At 66.2% G+C, this 15976-nt stretch carries 12 protein-coding genes; 3 read left to right on the forward strand and 9 right to left on the reverse strand.

The features are described 5' to 3' along the window. Positions 1-19 precede the first annotated feature (19 nt). Positions 20-1876: a translation elongation factor 4 gene (gene lepA, locus ACP3TD_RS10870; protein WP_172829963.1), complete on the reverse strand. Its 1857-nt coding sequence runs from the start codon at positions 1874-1876 to the stop codon at positions 20-22. A gap of 170 nt (positions 1877-2046) precedes the next feature. Between lepA and ACP3TD_RS10875 the strand changes: the two genes are divergently transcribed. Both ACP3TD_RS10875 and rpsT read left to right on the forward strand, forming a co-directional pair. Further along, a complete protein-coding gene (locus ACP3TD_RS10875) occupies positions 2047-2595 on the forward strand; it encodes a type II toxin-antitoxin system PemK/MazF family toxin (RefSeq protein ID WP_426762896.1) in 549 nt (182 codons plus the stop codon). Between the two features lie 169 nt (positions 2596-2764). Then, positions 2765-3025: a 30S ribosomal protein S20 gene (rpsT, locus tag ACP3TD_RS10880; protein ID WP_056079344.1), complete on the forward strand. Its 261-nt coding sequence runs from the start codon at positions 2765-2767 to the stop codon at positions 3023-3025. A 157-nt stretch (positions 3026-3182) separates the two neighbouring features. Here the strand turns inward: rpsT and holA are convergent, their stop codons facing one another. The 5 genes from holA to leuS all read right to left on the reverse strand — a co-directional run bounded on the left by holA (position 3183) and on the right by leuS (position 10839). After that, a complete protein-coding gene (gene holA / locus ACP3TD_RS10885; protein WP_426762897.1) occupies positions 3183-4199 on the reverse strand; it encodes a DNA polymerase III subunit delta in 1017 nt (338 codons plus the stop codon). Beyond that, on the reverse strand, positions 4133-6022 hold the full coding sequence (locus tag ACP3TD_RS10890) for a ComEC/Rec2 family competence protein (RefSeq protein WP_426762898.1): 1890 nt from the start codon (positions 6020-6022) through the stop codon (positions 4133-4135). Before ACP3TD_RS10890 ends, holA begins: the two co-directional genes overlap by 67 nt. Positions 6023-6266: 244 nt before the next feature. Next, positions 6267-7181 (reverse strand): ComEA family DNA-binding protein, encoded by a 915-nt coding sequence (locus tag ACP3TD_RS10895; protein ID WP_426762899.1) that lies wholly within the window; start codon positions 7179-7181, stop codon positions 6267-6269. A 48-nt stretch (positions 7182-7229) separates the two neighbouring features. After that, a complete protein-coding gene (locus tag ACP3TD_RS10900; protein ID WP_426762901.1) occupies positions 7230-8219 on the reverse strand; it encodes a DegV family protein in 990 nt (329 codons plus the stop codon). Positions 8220-8313: 94 nt separating this feature from the next. Next, positions 8314-10839 carry a leucine--tRNA ligase gene (gene leuS / locus ACP3TD_RS10905; protein WP_426762902.1) on the reverse strand — a complete coding sequence of 842 codons (2526 nt, stop codon included), beginning with the start codon at positions 10837-10839 and terminating at the stop codon, positions 8314-8316. Positions 10840-11349: 510 nt separating this feature from the next. Here leuS and ACP3TD_RS10910 point away from each other — a divergent pair. Next, positions 11350-11622, forward strand: coding sequence for a hypothetical protein (locus ACP3TD_RS10910; RefSeq protein WP_426762904.1), 273 nt, complete (start codon positions 11350-11352; stop codon positions 11620-11622). Between the two features lie 55 nt (positions 11623-11677). On the opposite strand, the gene glpK is transcribed toward ACP3TD_RS10910, so the two are convergent. From glpK to ACP3TD_RS10925, 3 genes are all read right to left on the reverse strand, one after another. Continuing rightward, a complete protein-coding gene (glpK, locus tag ACP3TD_RS10915; protein ID WP_426762905.1) occupies positions 11678-13192 on the reverse strand; it encodes a glycerol kinase GlpK in 1515 nt (504 codons plus the stop codon). 43 nt (positions 13193-13235) lie between these two features. Continuing rightward, a complete protein-coding gene (locus tag ACP3TD_RS10920; protein WP_426762906.1) occupies positions 13236-13985 on the reverse strand; it encodes an MIP/aquaporin family protein in 750 nt (249 codons plus the stop codon). A 90-nt stretch (positions 13986-14075) separates the two neighbouring features. Continuing rightward, complete coding sequence (locus ACP3TD_RS10925; protein WP_426762907.1) at positions 14076-15899, reverse strand: glycerol-3-phosphate dehydrogenase/oxidase; 1824 nt, start codon at positions 15897-15899, stop codon at positions 14076-14078. Positions 15900-15976: the final 77 nt, after the last annotated feature.

The raw sequence follows: 15976 nt of genomic DNA on the forward strand, positions 1-15976 counted from the left end.
GTACCCCGCTGCGCGGTGGTCACTTCTTCTTGGCCTTGTCCTTCGATTCGTCGGTGGTGAGGGCGGCGATGAACGCTTCCTGCGGCACCTCCACGGTGCCCACCATCTTCATGCGCTTCTTGCCTTCTTTTTGCTTCTCCAGCAGCTTGCGCTTTCGTGAGATGTCACCGCCGTAGCACTTGGCCAGGACGTCCTTGCGGATGGCCCGGATGCTTTCGCGCGCGATGATCCTCGAACCGATGGCCGCCTGGATGGGCACCTCGAACTGCTGCCGCGGGATCAGTTCGCGGAGTTTTCCGGTCATCATCACGCCGTAGGCATAGGCCTTTTCGCGGTGCGTGATGGCACTGAAGGCATCCACCTGTTCGCCCTGGAGCATGATGTCCACCTTCACGAGGTCGGCAACCTGCTCACCGTCGGCTTTCCAGTCCAGGGAGCCGTAGCCACGGGTTTTGGACTTGAGGATGTCGAAGAAATCAAACACGATTTCCGCCAGCGGCAGGCGGTAACGGATTTCCACCCGGTCCTCGGAAAGGTAATCCATGCCGCCCATGACGCCGCGGCGTGACTGGCACAGTTCCATGATGGCACCGACGAACTCGTTGGGGGCCAGGATGGTGGCGGAAACCATGGGTTCGCGGACCTCGGCGATCTTGCCGGTGGGGTACTCGCTGGGGTTGGTCACGCGGACCACCTTCTTGTCCTCCAGCGTCACCTCGTACTCCACGTTCGGAGCGGTGGAAATGAGGTCGAGGTTGTATTCGCGCTCCAGGCGTTCGCGGGTGATCTCGAGGTGGAGGAGGCCCAGGAAGCCCACGCGGAACCCGAAGCCCAGCGCTGCGGAGGTTTCGGGTTCGTACACCAGCGCAGCATCATTCAGCATGAGCTTCTCAAGGGCGTCACGCAGTACCGGATAGTCGGCACCGTCCAGCGGATAGAGGCCGGAGAACACCATCGGCTTCGCGTCGGCGTAGCCAGGGAGCGACTGGGCCGCCGGCTTGGCCAGGTTGGTAACGGTGTCGCCCACCTTGGACTGGCGGACGTCCTTCACGCCGGTGATCAGGTATCCCACTTCGCCGACGCCCAGGCCCTTGGAGGGTGTGGGTTCCGGGGAGCTGACGCCAATTTCCAGGAGCTCGTGGGAGGCCCTGGTGGACATCATCTGGATGCGTTCACGCGGGTGGAGCATGCCGTCCACCACGCGGACATAGGTCACCACGCCGCGGTAGGTGTCGTAGACCGAGTCGAAGATCATGGCACGGGCCGGGGCGTCGGGATTGCCCTCCGGTGCCGGCAGGTCGCGGACAATCTTGTCCAGGAGGGCTTCCACGCCAACACCAGTCTTGCCGGACACGCGCAGCACGTCCTCGGGATCGCCGCCGATAAGGCTTGCAAGCTCCGCTGCGTATTTTTCCGGCTGCGCTGCCGGAAGGTCGATCTTGTTCAGCACCGGGATGATGGCGAGGTTGTTTTCCATCGCCAGGTACAGGTTGGCAAGCGTCTGGGCCTCAATACCCTGGGCCGCGTCCACCAGCAGGACTGCGCCCTCGCAGGCGGCGAGGGACCGTGACACCTCGTAAGTGAAGTCCACGTGGCCCGGGGTGTCGATCATGTTCAGCGCGTAGCTGACGCCTTCCACTTCCCACGGCATGCGCACAGCCTGCGACTTGATGGTGATGCCGCGTTCGCGCTCAATGTCCATCCGGTCCAGGTACTGGGCCTTCATATCCCGCGCCTGGACTACTCCGGTGGACTGCAGCATCCGGTCAGCCAGGGTGGACTTGCCGTGGTCAATGTGCGCGATGATGCAAAAGTTCCGAATAATAGCCGGATCTGTCGCGGCGGGCACCGGTGCGGTGCGGGCCATGGGAGACACGCAGGGTCCTTACTGTTGGCTTTTCCGCGGCCGCCCGGCAGGCACACCACATGCTGCCCGCGGATTAGCCGCACTTCTTCAGCCACCAGTGTCCCACGTCCTGGCCACTCGCACCGCATCACCCGCACGGGACCCACGCCGTCTGCGGGCCCGGGCTATAGGGTGGCGGCATGGCGATCAACCTCCGCATGCTGGGTAATGCTGTCCGGGCCGGCCTGAGGCTTCTCCGGAACGTGGACAAACCGGCGGCGCATCGGCGTCCCGCCCCGCGACCTGCCCGTCCGGACACCAAAGGCACCATGGACGGCGTCCCAGCTGCAGGCTATCCCGGGGACTTCACCGGCCGGGCTGAAATCCGCTATTCGCCGCAGCCGGACGGCGAGCCCGATCCGGGCGAAGTCGTATGGACGTGGGTTCCCTACGAGGAAGACCATTCCCGGGGCAAGGACCGGCCCGTCCTCATCGTGGGCCGCAATGGAAAGTACCTGCTGGGGTTGATGCTCACCAGCAAGGACCGGGTACCGGCAGCATCCGCTTCCCGGGACTACGTAGACGTGGGGGCCGGCGGCTGGGACCGCCAGGGCCGGCCCAGCGAAGCGAAACTGGACCGGGTGCTGCAGATCAGGCCGGACAGCATCCGCAGGGAGGGTGCCGTGCTGGACCGGGCCCGATTCGACGCTGTTGCCGCCGGACTAAGGGCGCGACACGGCTGGCGGTAGTACGGAAAATGGCCAGTCACGCCGCTGGCCTGCTATTATTTATAGCTGTGTGTCCGTGCAGGTCGACGGTCACTGATGGCTGGCCGCCATAGGTATCCCCACGCCGCTCAGTCAAGGCCAGCTTGAAAGCCCTCTAGACCATTTCCGCATTACAATAGAGAGTTCACACGTGGCGAATATCAAGTCCCAGAAGAAGCGCATCCTGACCAACGAAAAGGCCCGCCTGCGTAACAACGCAGTCAAGTCTGAGCTGCGGACGGCCATTCGCGCCGTCAACACGGCCGTTGAGTCCTCCGACAAGGACGCTGCTGCTACTGCGCTCGTTTCTGCCAGCCGCAAGCTGGACAAGGCTGTCAGCAAGGGTGTTCTGCACAAGAACAACGCAGCGAACCGCAAGTCAGCGATCTCCAAGAAGGTCAACGCACTGTAAGGTTTCCAGTTCCCTGAACTGATGTTGTGGCCGGTACCCTCAGGTACCGGCCACACGCCTTTAAGTTCCGTGATGTGAATTCGGTTCGCCCGTGGAGAGCCGGCCCCGGAAGCGTCGCACTGGTGCCCGTCCGGTGCTGTTGCTCCTGGCCTTGCCGCTACCTGCCCTGGACGGACATGGAAATCACGGTCACCGCATGTTCCACGGCGTAGACGGGGTCGCGTGACAACCCCTTCACCTGTGCGTCGGCTTCAGCCGTGGCCTGGATGGACCGCACCAGTCCGTCAGGGGTCCACCGGCGGACGTCCCGCTGGGCCTGTTCCACCAGCCAGGGCTGCATTCCCAGCTCGGCTGCAATCTGGGCCGCGGATCCGGACGCCCCGGCAACCCGGGCCACGGTCCTGAGCTTCGCAGCCAGCGCGGCTACCAGCGGTACGGGGTCCGCCCCGGTGGCCAGTGCATGGCGCAGGGTGGAAAGGGCAAGCGGACCGTTTCCGGCCATTGCGGCATCGGCCACCTTGAACGCCGTGGCTTCCACACGCCCGCCGTAATAGCGGTCTACGACATCCGGTGTGACGGTCCCTGTTGAGTCTGCAATGAGCTGGCTGCACGCTGCTGCCAGCTCGGAGAGGTTGGCGCCCACCGCATTCACGAGGGACAGCACGGCCTCCTGGTCGATGCGGCGCCCGGCCTCCTTGAATTCGGCGGACACGAACGCCATCTTATCCGTGTCCTTTTTCAGCGGCTGGCAGTCAACTACAGGCCAGCCGCCCTTACGGACAGCGTCCAGGAGTTTCTTGCCACGCGCACCCCCGCCATGACGGAGGACCAGGACGGCATCATCGGCTGGCTGGCCGAGGTAGGACAAGGCGTCGGTGAGGAAGGCCTCATTCATGGCTTCCACCGCTTCGACCTCGATGAGCTTGCTCTCACCGAACAGCGACGGGCTGACCTGCATCAGGAGGGACCCGGGTTCGTAGCCGGCAGCGTTGATCCGGCTTACCTCAACGTCAGGTGCTGCCTGGCGGACCTGGGAACGGACGCTGTCCATGGCCCTGATGCCCAGGTAATCCTCCGGCCCGCTCACCAGGACGATGGCCGCGGGAGTCACGTCCCGCCAGGCCGCCGGATTCGACGCCGGCGGGCGGGTTCCGCGCTTTTGCGCAGCAGCCATGGTGGGTTCCTTCCGGAAAGATGTGTGGGGAAATTAAGCCTGCCACGTCTGCGCCGAACCGCAAAGCCGTGGGTGAAGGGGCCGTTGGCAGACGAGGCCGGGCGGTGCGGTTGCCGTGCGGCCCCGGGGCGTCTTTCCAACAACCACAAAAGCCTGAGCACCCGGCGATGGCAACGGAGAACGAGCGCAATGACGCTGCGGGGCCGTGCGGCTGCCCAGACGGCGGCGAAGGTGAGGGCTGACAGGACCGCCATTGTCACCAGGCCCGGAACCCCCTCGGGCCACGGCAAGGTGGAACCCGGAAGCTTGGCAAAGAACCAGGCCGTCGCGGCAACACCGGCGCTGCAGGTTCCTGCCACGGCGATCATCGCGACAGCCAGCCACGGGGCAGCCACCAGCAGCGGAACGGCGGCCGTTCCCAGCAGGGTCACGGGAGCCACCAGCGGCGCCGCGGCTACATTGGCCAGCAGCGCATAGGTGGAGAACTGCGGCTGCAAAAGCACGATGACGGGGCCGCACAGCATCTGAGCCGATAACGGCACCGCAACAGCGGCGGCTGCCCAGCGGGGCACGGCCGCAGGAGTCCAGTCCATGATGCGCCGGCCCAGCAGGATGATGCCCAGGGTGGCCAGGACGGACAGCAGGAACCCGAAACTGCCGCCCAGGGCCGGGTCCAGCAGCAGCAGGCCAATGACTGCCAGGCAAAGAAAGCTGAGCCCGCGGCCGGTCCGGCCACCGGCGAGGGCAGCAATTCCCACAGCCCCCATCAAGGCCGCGCGCAGCACGCTGGCGTCAGGGCCCACCAGCACCACGAACAGTCCCAGTCCGGCCAACGCAGTCCCGGCGGCAGGAACCCGCGAGAGCCGGAGCCTGCGGCAGCCCGCCAATATTGCACCGAGGACAAGGCTGCAATTGGCCCCGCTGACAGCTGTCAGGTGCGTCATGCCGACGGTTTTCATCGCATTGGCCAGGCCCTCATCCAGCGCGCTGGTGTCCCCCGTGACCATGCCGGGCAACAGCCCTGCAGCATCGGATGGCAAGAACGCGGAAGCAGCCACAAACCGCGCACGCAGGTCCTTGGCGGCTGCTTCCAGCCCCCGCCCGCTGCCCCGCAGGTCAGGGGCGGTGGCCGCAGACATGCCGCCCGCCTTCGGCCTGCCCGGATCCGGCGGCCGAAGCTTGCCGGCAGCACGCACCGTCTGCCCCGGGACCAACCGTTGCCAGTCCTTGCCGCCGGTCACCACGAGCTGCGCCCGGGTCCGCAGCACCACGCCGCCGGTGCTGACTTCCCGCGTCCACACGGCGACGGACCACCGCGCGGATTCCCCGGACTGGCCAGGTGTGGGAAGCGGCCGCGGCGCGCCGGCCACCTCCAGCACCGCCACCACGGATTTTCCCGCCGCCACCGCCTCAGCAAGCGGACCCTCAAACCGTTGGCCGGAAGCCACCGAGGCGTGCGCCGCCGCGGTCACCGCGAGCAGCAGACCAACCGCAGTAGTCGCCAGGAAACTCCTCTTTTCCGGACGGCGCCCCGTCCAGGAACCCCCGTCGCCAGCCCTCGTCCGGCGCGTTCCGCCGCTCCGCAGCAGGACCAGCAGTACAGCGGCCAGGACAAGCAGGGCGACGCACAGTCCCAGCAACGCGGCCGGCGCCAGCCAGAGACCGGCCACGGCGGCACCCCAGACCAGGACGGCCGGCAAGGCGAGCCGGACATCGGTACGCCTCCGGGGGCCGGGGCCTTCGCCTGATGGGCTGCTCTCCCCCGCTGGTGCAGCCCGGTCTTCAATTCCGAGTCGGCGGCGGGCATCACTGACGGCGCGCATACGGGCCGACCGCAGGGCGCCCTTGCTCTTGCCGGCCAGGGTGGAATTCTTCCCGCCTGCCGGTGCGGGGCTGTTCCCGCCACCTGAGTCGAATTGGCCGGCAACCGCGGTCGGGCGTGCGTCGCCTGGAGATGGCCCTTCCTTTGCACCACGGACCGCGGACTCGACAAACCGGTTCCAGGGGCTTGGCGGCCCTTGCCCGGGACTCAGGGCCCGGCCTTTCCCGCTATCCGCAACAGGCATGTCAGACCGTCACCAGGGGCAGCAGCGTTTCAAGCATCTTGGGGCCAACGCCGTCCACAGCGTCCAGATCCTCGATCGCGATGAAGGGCCCGTGCTCTTTTCGCCAGTCGACGATCCGCTGGGCCAGGACGGGACCGACTTTCGGCAGGGCATCCAGCTCATCGACGCCGGCAGTATTGATGTTGACCTTGGCACCCGCTCCGGCGTCCGCGGGCGCAGCGGTACTTCCCTGACCCTGGGATCCTGCGCCGTCCCCGCCTGGGAGTTCCCCCTGCCGGGGAATGTGGATTTTCTGCCCGTCTTCCGCCACAGCGGCGAGGTTGAGGACGTCCAGGTCAGCGGCGGCGGCCGCACCGCCGGCAGCTGAAATGGCTTGATGGACACGGCTTCCGGCAGGCAGGGTCACCACGCCGGGGGCCAGGACGGCTCCTGATACATGGACCACCATGACATCTCCCGGCGCCTTGGAGGCGTCGCCCGCCCCGGGGCCTTTCCCCGCGTCCGGGGTGGCATGGCTGTCCGTTGCTGTGTCGGCTGCCGGGGTACTTTCGCGGCTGACGGTGTTCAACGGCAGGATCTCCGGCCGTCCACCGGCGGTCTGCCACCAGAACAGGACACCGGCTGCGACGGCCAGCAGGCCAACCGCTATGGCTACCCGCAGGCCCAGCCGCCAGCGCAGCGAAGGTGCCGTGCCGGCCGGAGCCAGCATGTTCCCGTCGCGCTCAGCCGCGTGCGGGTCTCCGGCGACCAAACCACCGGCCGCGGCGTCGCGGTACTCGAAGCCCCCGCCGTCGTCGTCGCCCTGGGCATGGTCAGCGGCCAGCATCCCGCTGGCTCCGCCACCGAGGGTTGCCTGCAGCCGGGCCCGGGCATGACGAGCCCGCTGGCCTGCTGCTGGAGCATCCCGGCGTGACATAACTCAACGCTACGAAGGGTGCCGTTCCGGCAACAGCCATGTCCGGGCCTATGTGGAAAGGCTCGCAGCGTCCTCCTGGCCGACGATCACCGCAAGGACGCCCAGACCGGCATGGGCAGCCAGGACGGCAGGCAGCGAGCTGATCTGCGGCGGCGGGCAGTCCGGCAACGCGGCAGAAAGCCGAACGGCAAGGCTTTCAGCCTCTTCCGGATTGCCGAAGTGGTGGACCGCCAACCGGACACTGCCGGCGGGACGGGCCTGGGCATCAGCGGCCACGATTTCCTCCAACCGCGCCACCGCCTTTGCCGCAGACCGTACCTTTTCCAGCGGGATGATCTTGCCTTCGTCCACTGCGAGGAGGGGCTTGATGGCCAGCATGGTTCCCCACAGCGAAGCGGCGGCGCCGATGCGGCCGCCACGGCGCAGTTGTTCCAGGCTGGGAACATAGAAGTACACCTTGGTGCGCTCCGCCTGGGCCTGGGCCGCCGCGGCAACGCCCGCCTGCCCGGCTCCCCCGGCGGCAGCCTTCACAGCGGCCTGCACCGCCATGCCCTGCGCCATGCCCACGGTCCGTGAGTCGATGACCTGCACGGGGATGCCCACCCGTTGGGCGGCCAGCCGGGCCGAGTCTGCCGTTCCGGAGAGGTCCCCTGAGATGTGCACGGAAACCACCGATTCGTACCCCTGCTGCTGCAGCAACCGGTAAGCCTGTTCAAACTGCCCGGGCGAAGGGCGCGAAGTTTTGACCTGGGTGCCCGCAGCCAACGCCAGGGCAATGGTTTCCAGGATGTCGTCCTCGCCCTCACCGTAAATCTCCGGACCCACCATGACGGGCATCGGAGTGATGGTGAGGAGGCTGTGCACCGGCAGGCTGCGGAGATAGCCAACCGGCAGCGCCGCCGCGGAATCGGTGACGACGGCGGTCCGCGCCACTGGCACGCCCGCACCGGAAACGGCTGCTCCGGGCCTGGCCGCCGGACGCAGCGCGGAAAGACGGGCCCGGACCCATGGCCAGGGGGCGGCTTTACTGTCGGGCACATTGCCTCCTGGTGTCCTCGTGCAGAGTCCGGAAAAGCCGGAACCGGCCGCCCGGTTTGACGGGCGGCCGGTTCCGGCGAGGGTGCAGCAGCGGCTAGGCCGGAACGATGTTCACCAGTTTAGGTGCCCGGACAATGACCGTGCGGATGCCGCGGCCGTCCAGTGCACGCTGCACGTTCTCGGAGGCCAGCGCCAGTTCGCGCAGGCTGTCCTCGGAAATGTCCGGAGAGATTTCCAGCCGGTCCCGGACCTTGCCCTGGACCTGGACCACAGCCGTGACCGTGTCCTGGACCAGCAGGGACGGATCGTGCACCGGCCAGCCTGCGTTGGCCACGGACGCCGGGTGGCCCAGAACGTTCCACATGTCCTCCGCCGTGTACGGGGCGAAGAGGCTGAGGATCACGGCCACTGCTTCGGCCGCTTCGCGGACTGCGGGGTCGGCCCCGCCGGCTCCGGAGTCGATGGCCTTGCGGGTGGCATTGACGAGTTCCATCAGCTTGGCCACAACGACGTTGAACTTGTTGGCGTCAAGCAGTTCGGCAGCGTCGGCGATGGTGCGGTGCGTAACGGAGCGCAGTCCACGGTCCCCCGTGCCGGCCTCGGTACCGGGGACACTGGACACGTCCTGGGCCAGGCGCCATGCCCGGGCAAGGAACTTCGCGGATCCGGACGGGGAGACGTCTGCCCAGTCCACATCGTCCTCAGGCGGGGACGCGAAGACCATGGTCAGGCGGACGGCATCCACGCCATACTTGTCCAGCTGCTCGCCGAGGTCCACACCGTTGCCCAGGGACTTGCTCATGGCTTTGCCGCCGTTGAGCACCTGCCCCTGGTTGAGGAGGGCGCTGAAGGGCTCATTGGCTTCAATCAGGCCAAGATCGTTGATGACCTTGGTGAAGAAGCGGGCGTACAGCAGGTGGAGGATGGCGTGCTCGACGCCGCCCACGTACTGTCCCACCGGCATCCAGTCATTGATCTTGGCCGGATCGAACGGCCCCTCGGTGTAGTCCGGTGAGACAAAGCGCAGGAAGTACCAGGACGAATCCACGAACGTGTCCATGGTGTCCGTGTCTCGCTTGGCGGCACCGTGGCAGTTGGGGCATTCCACGTTGACCCATTCCTCGGCCGCGGCCAGCGGGGAGGTGCCCTTGGGTGCCAGGTCCTCGCCGCGCAGGTCCGCGGGGAGGGTGACAGGCAGCTGCTCGTCCGGCACCGGAACCTCTCCACAGGAGGGGCAGTGGATGATGGGGATGGGCGTGCCCCAGAACCGCTGGCGGCTGAGGAGCCAGTCACGAAGCCGGAAGTTTACGAACTTCTCGCCGGTGCCGTGGCGTTCCAGGATGGCGATGGCTGCCGGAATGGCTTCCGCCTTGGGCAGGCCGTCCAGTTCGCCCGAATTGATCAGGGTGCCCTCGCCCGCGGTGGCGGTGCCCGTGGCGGCAGGGTCCTCTTCGCCGGTGTCCAGGACAGCACGGACCGGCAGATCGAACGTTTTGGCGAAATCCAGGTCGCGCTGGTCGTGGGCCGGCACGGCCATGATGGCTCCAGTGCCGTAATCCGCGAGGACGTAGTCTGCAGCCCACACGGGCAGCTTCTCGCCGTTCAGCGGGTTGACGGCGTACCGGCCGGTGAACACACCGGTCTTCTCCCGCTCGGTGGACTGACGCTCAATCTCGGTGAGGGCCTTGACCGTCTCCCGGTACTCGTCCAGCGCTGCGGCGTGCTCATCGGTGACGAGTTCGACGGCGATCGGCGCGTCCGCGGCGACGACGAAGAACGTGGCGCCGTACAGGGTGTCCGGGCGCGTGGTGAAGACCGTGACGTCCTTGGCGGGCTTGCCGCCGTCGGCCTCGATGACGAAGTTGACGTGCGCACCTTCGGAGCGGCCGATCCAGTTCTTCTGCATCGCCAGCACCCGTTCGGGCCAGTGACCGCGGAGCTGTTCCATGTCGTCGAGCAGGCGGTCGGCGTAGTCAGTGATCTTGAAGTACCACTGGTTCAGGGACTTTTTAGTGACGACGGTGCCGCAGCGCTCGCAGGCTCCATTGACCACCTGTTCGTTGGCCAGGACTGTCTGGTCCTTGGGGCACCAGTTAACCGGGGAGTTCTTCCGGTAGGCCAGGCCCCGCTCGTAGAAGCGCTTGAACAGCCACTGGGTCCAGCGGTAGTACTCAGGATCGGACGTGTGCAGCCGGCGGGACCAGTCGGCGGAGATGGCGTACCGCTTGAAGGACGCGGCCTGGGTGTCGATGTTGGCGTAGGTCCACTCGCTGGGGTGGGCGTTGCGCTTGATGGCGGCATTTTCGGCCGGGAGGCCGAAGGAGTCCCAGCCGATCGGGTGCAGCACGTCGAACCCCTGCTGCCGCAGGTAGCGGGCCACCACGTCGCCCATGGCGAAGGCTTCCGCGTGGCCCATGTGCAGGTCGCCGGAAGGGTAGGGGAACATGTCCAGCACGTAGCGCCGTTCCCGTGAGCCATCATCGGCCGGGGTAAAGACCTTGAGGTCCTCCCACACCTGCGGCCATCTGGCCTCCATTGCGGCAAAACTGTAAGTGCCCTCTTCGGGCCCATCTGCCGCCACTGCTGCTGTTCCGGTGTCTGTCTCCGGCTGAACGCCCACTGCTGCCCTCTTCTGTTCTGTTACGGCACGTGTGCTGCCATAACGGCCTGATCCCCCTGCTGCCGGCCCGGTCTGACCCGGACATACAAAAGCCCCTCGACAAAGGAGGGGCTGCCGCTCAGCTATCCGTTGTTTCGGACACCTGGCGGCTGGCTAAGCAGAAGGATCGCACGCATAGACCTACTTTAGCGCACCCGGCCCGTCCCCCGTCCGGTCCTGCAGCTGCGGGGAAGGTGGGCGGGTTCTAGCGGTCGTTGCATCAGCCTGACCCAACGAGCATGATCGTGCCAACACGGTGAAAGGTGGCACACCACGTCTGATCCAGCTCCCGCCGGCCACCCTGGAGGCGGGCAGAATCGGTACCGGCGTCACAGGCCACACCACCGGGAAGGTGACGTCCCTGCACCGGCTCGCGTACACGGCCCTCGAACAGACCCATGGCAGGTCCCTGGCCGGTGCCTCCTTGCCGAGCTGTGCCGGCCGCACCGGTCCTATATTGTTGCCGCCCCGGTGGATTCCCCGCCGCTGGATGCCACGTTCATCAGCGTCGAGGACCCGATGAGGTCCCTGCTGACCACCGGGCTTGACGGCGTGTCCTGTCTGCTGACCGGCGGCGAAGGCCATCCGGCCTTTGGGACTGTTGAGCCGTCGTCGCGGTTCGCCAATCTGGCGGACTGTGCGCAGAGCCGGTTTGGCGCCGGCCCCGTCGCTTACCGGTGGTCCACCCAGGATGCCATGCCGCGGGACGGCCGCGTCATCCAGGGGCCCGCACCGGCGCCGTGAAACGCCAGGGGCCACCCTGCCTGGATGGCAAGGTAGCCCCTGGTGGACAACGGTCCTACTGCACGTCTTCGTCCACCCAGTCCATGGACTTGGTGACCGCCTTGCGCCAGAGCCGCATCTGGCGCTCCTGCTCAGCCTGGTCCAGCTGGGGTTCCCAACGCTTGTCCTCGGACCAGTTGGACGAAAGCTCGCCGAGGTCCTTCCAGAACCCGACGGCCAGCCCCGCCGCGTAAGCTGCACCCAGCGCCGTGGTTTCGATGACCTTCGGGCGGATCACGGGCACGCCAAGGATGTCCGCCTGGAACTGCATCAGCGCGTCATTGGCAACCATGCCGCCGTCGACCTTTAGTTCGGTCAGCGGAACACCGGAGTCCGCGTTGACCGCGTCCAGAACCTCGCGGGTCTGAAATGCTGTTGCCTCCAACGCGGCACGGGCAATGTGGTTCTTGTTGACGAACCTGGTGAGGCCAACGATCGCCCCGCGTGCGTCCGGGCGCCAGTACGGAGCGAACAGGCCGGAGAACGCCGGAACAATGTACACACCGCCGTTGTCCTTGACGGTTGCCGCCAGTGTTTCGACTTCGGGAGCGCTGCTGATCATGCCCAGGTTGTCCCGCAGCCACTGAATGAGCGAACCCGTGACAGCGATTGAGCCTTCCAGGGCGTAGTGGGGCTTGGCGTCGCCCAGCTTGTAGCCCACCGTCGTGAGCAGCCCGTTCTTGGAGTGGACGATTTCCTCACCGGTATTGAAGATCAGGAAGCAGCCGGTGCCGTATGTGTTCTTGGCTTCGCCGGTTTCGAAGGCTGCCTGGCCGAAGGTTGCCGCCTGCTGGTCGCCGAGGATGCCCGCCACCGGGGTTTCACGCAGCAGCTGCGAGGTGTGGACGGTGCCGTACACCTCAGAGGACGACTTGATCTCGGGCATCATGCTGCGCGGAACACCGAAGATGCCAAGAATCTCGTCATCCCACTGCAGGGTCTCCAGGTCCATGAACAGCGTCCGGGATGCGTTGGTGACGTCGGTGACGTGCACTCCGCCGTCCACGCCGCCTGTCAGGTTCCACAAGACCCAGCAGTCGGTGTTGCCGAAGACCAGGTTGCCGGCCTCCGCCTTTTCCCGGGCGCCGTCCACATTGTCCAGGATCCACTTGATCTTGGTGCCGGAGAAGTAGGTGGCCAGCGGCAGGCCCACCTTCTGTTTGAACCGGTCACCGCCGCCGTCCCTGGACAGCTCGTCCACGATGTCCTGCGTCCGGGTGTCCTGCCACACGATGGCGTTGTACACGGGCTCGCCGGTGGTCTTGTCCCACACGACAGCGGTTTCGCGCTGGTTGGTGATGCCGACTGCGGCGATATCGTGCCGTGTCAGGTTCGCCTTGGACAGGGCAGAGGCGATGACCTCGCGGGTGTTGTTCCAGATTTCCGCGGCATTGTGTTCCACCCATCCTGCTTTGGGGAAGATCTGCTCGTGTTCCATCTGGCCCGAGGAGACAATGGCGCCGCTGTGGTCAAAAATGATGGCGCGCGTACTGGTGGTGCCCTGGTCAATGGCGATTACGTACTGGTTCATGGTGACGTCCTTGTCTGGTTGGTGGATGGGTTGAATCAGCTGTTCAGGAAGCGGCAGTGATGATGATGGGGACGATCCGTGCGACGATGCCGCCGAGGGCACCGCCCACCAGGGGACCGACTACCGGAATCCAGGAGTAGCCCCAGTCGCTGGAACCCTTGCCCCGGATGGGAAGCAGGGCGTGGGCGATGCGGGGACCGAGGTCTCGGGCGGGGTTGATGGCGTAGCCGGTGGGGCCGCCCAGCGAGACGCCGATGCCTACGACGAGCAGTGCGACTGCCAGCGGCCCGAGGCCCGAGGGGGTGCCACCCAGGGTGAGGATGACGAACACGAGTACGAACGTGCCGATGATCTCGGTGACCAGGTTCCAGGGGGTGGAGCGGAGGGCGGGGCCGGTGGAGAAGACGCCGAGCTTGCTGGCCGCGGCCTCTTCCGTGTCGAAGTGCTGCTTGTAGGCGAGCCAGCAGACCACAGCGCCAAGGAAGGCGCCCAGCATTTCACCGGCGAAGTAGGTCAGTGTCGACGCTACGTCCACGGCGACGCCGGGAGCGTACTCGGCCTTCCCGTTGATGAGCAGGCCCACGGTCACGGCCGGGTTCAGGTGCGCCCCCGACTTTGCGGCGACGAACACGCCGCAGAATACGGCGATACCCCATCCCCAGGTGACCATCAGGAACCCGCCACTGTTGCCTTTCGTTCCCCGCAGGGCGACGTTGGCAACAACGCCGCAGCCCAGCAGGGTGAGCATCGCCGTTCCGAACACCTCGGATAAGAAAACAATTCCAAGAGACATCTTTGACTCCTCTTTATTTTGTTGTTGGCCCTTCGCGGGTTGAAGGGCCGTCGGGCCGGGACGGTGTTTCGTCCCGGCTGGCAGCCCGGCCTAAGCGACCAGGCTGTGTGTTTCCACTCTGTGCAGCCGTTGCAGGACTTCCTGGGCGTGGCTGATCTCGGCGCTCCGGGCGGCAGCGTCCCACTGCAGCGGAGCGGACAGGATGTCTGCCACCTCGTTCAGCAGTTCGCCGGTCACGAGTCCCCGGAAAGCCAGGGAGGTGCGCCGGATCAGCACATCCACCAGGTGCCCCACCTGTTCGTGGGCTGCCATGAACTCCAGTTCGCGGACGCTCAGTTCGCGGGTCGAGTGCAGGAGCCGGTCCGGACCGGCGTCGAGGTGCTCGATTACCGCTTCGGCGCGGGTGCCGTACCTGGTCAGGAGACCGGCGGTGCGGTCCGCGTCCCGGCCGTGGCCCATGTGGGCCTTGAGCCACCGCTGTACTCCGGCGTCGTCCGCCGGGAACCCGGCGCCGCCGCCAATGGGCAGCTGCGCGGTCGAGATTTTGCGGTGCATGCCGAGCTCTGCCAGGACATCGTTGGTGAGGTGCTCGGCAAGGGCACGGAAGGTGGTCCATTTGCCGCCTACCAGGCTGAGTACGACGGCGCCGGTCCCCGTGGCTGCCGGGCGGCGGGTTTCGATGCGGTAGTCACGGGAGACGAAGCCCGGCTGGGTGGCATCGTGCCTGGGCAGCGGACGGACTCCTGAGAAGGTGTAGACAATCTGGTCACGCGTGACCGGGACGTTCGGGAACACATGCCCCACGAGCTCGAAGAAGTAGTCGATTTCCTCGTCGGTGCAGACGGCGTCCTGTGACATATCGGCGTCGACGTCGGTGGTGCCGACCAGGACCCGGTCCCCCATCGGGTAGATGAGGACGATCCGGCCGTCAGTGTGTTCGAAGAAGATCTCCCGGCCCCGGCATGCAGCGAGCAGCTCGGGAGAGTCGAGCACAATGTGGGAGCCCTTGGTGCCGCCCATGAACGACGACGTGGTCCCCATGGCGTCGTTGGTCAGGTCCACCCAGGCGCCGGTGGTGTTCACGATGACGTCGGCAGTGAAGTCGAACTCCTCCCCTGTCAGTTCGTCGCGCAGCCGGACGGTGCCGCCCTTGCCGGTGCCGGGATTGGGGCGGGAGGTCATGGACTGCAGGGAAAGGTAGTTGCTGGCGCGTGCGGTGCTTCCCTGGCCGGCTTTCTCGCCGTCCTGCAGGACGTCCAGCGTGAGGCGCTCGGGGTTGTGCACCGAAGCGTCAAAGTAGGTGGCCGCGTATTTGATGTCGGGCCGAAGGTCCGGCAGTTCCGCGAGGGCGCGCTTGTGTCCGCGGAACTGGTGCCGCGGAACACTGCCGCCGTCCCTGGAGAAGGAATCGTAAAGGCTGAGTCCCAGCTTGATGAGGAAGGCGCCGCGCTCTTTCGGCCGGCCCTGCTGCTTGTGCGTCAGGAACCGCAACGGCGCCGAAAGGATGCCGGAGAACGTGCTGAAGATGGGAATGGTGGTCTGCAGCGGCTTGACGTAGTGGGGCGCGATCCGCAGCAGCCTGTTGCGTTCCACTACTGATTCGCGGACCAGCCGGAACTCGCCGTTTTCCAGGTAGCGGATGCCGCCGTGGATCATGTGGGACGACGCTCCGCTGGCGCCCTGGCAGTAGTCCCCGCGTTCCACGAGGGCAACGTCAACGCCCTGCAGCGCAAGGTCCCGGAAGGTTCCGACGCCGTTGATGCCTCCGCCGACCACCAGCACTTTCGCGTGCGGCCGGAGCCTGAGGTTGTGGACGGAATTGCGTTCCGCTGCCGGCTTTGGCGCGGGTGCTGCGGATGGTTGGACAGTTGGTTCCTTGGGTCCCAAAACGACTCCCTTGGGCTTTGCGTGCATGGTGCGTCCGCGCCGTGGATGCGGCGCTGTATGCACCATTCTTTGGAGTAATGGAAAATGGAGTCAAGCACTATGCA

This window comes from Pseudarthrobacter sp. 1G09 (assembly GCF_050038305.1).
GTDB lineage: Bacteria > Actinomycetota > Actinomycetes > Actinomycetales > Micrococcaceae > Arthrobacter > Arthrobacter equi.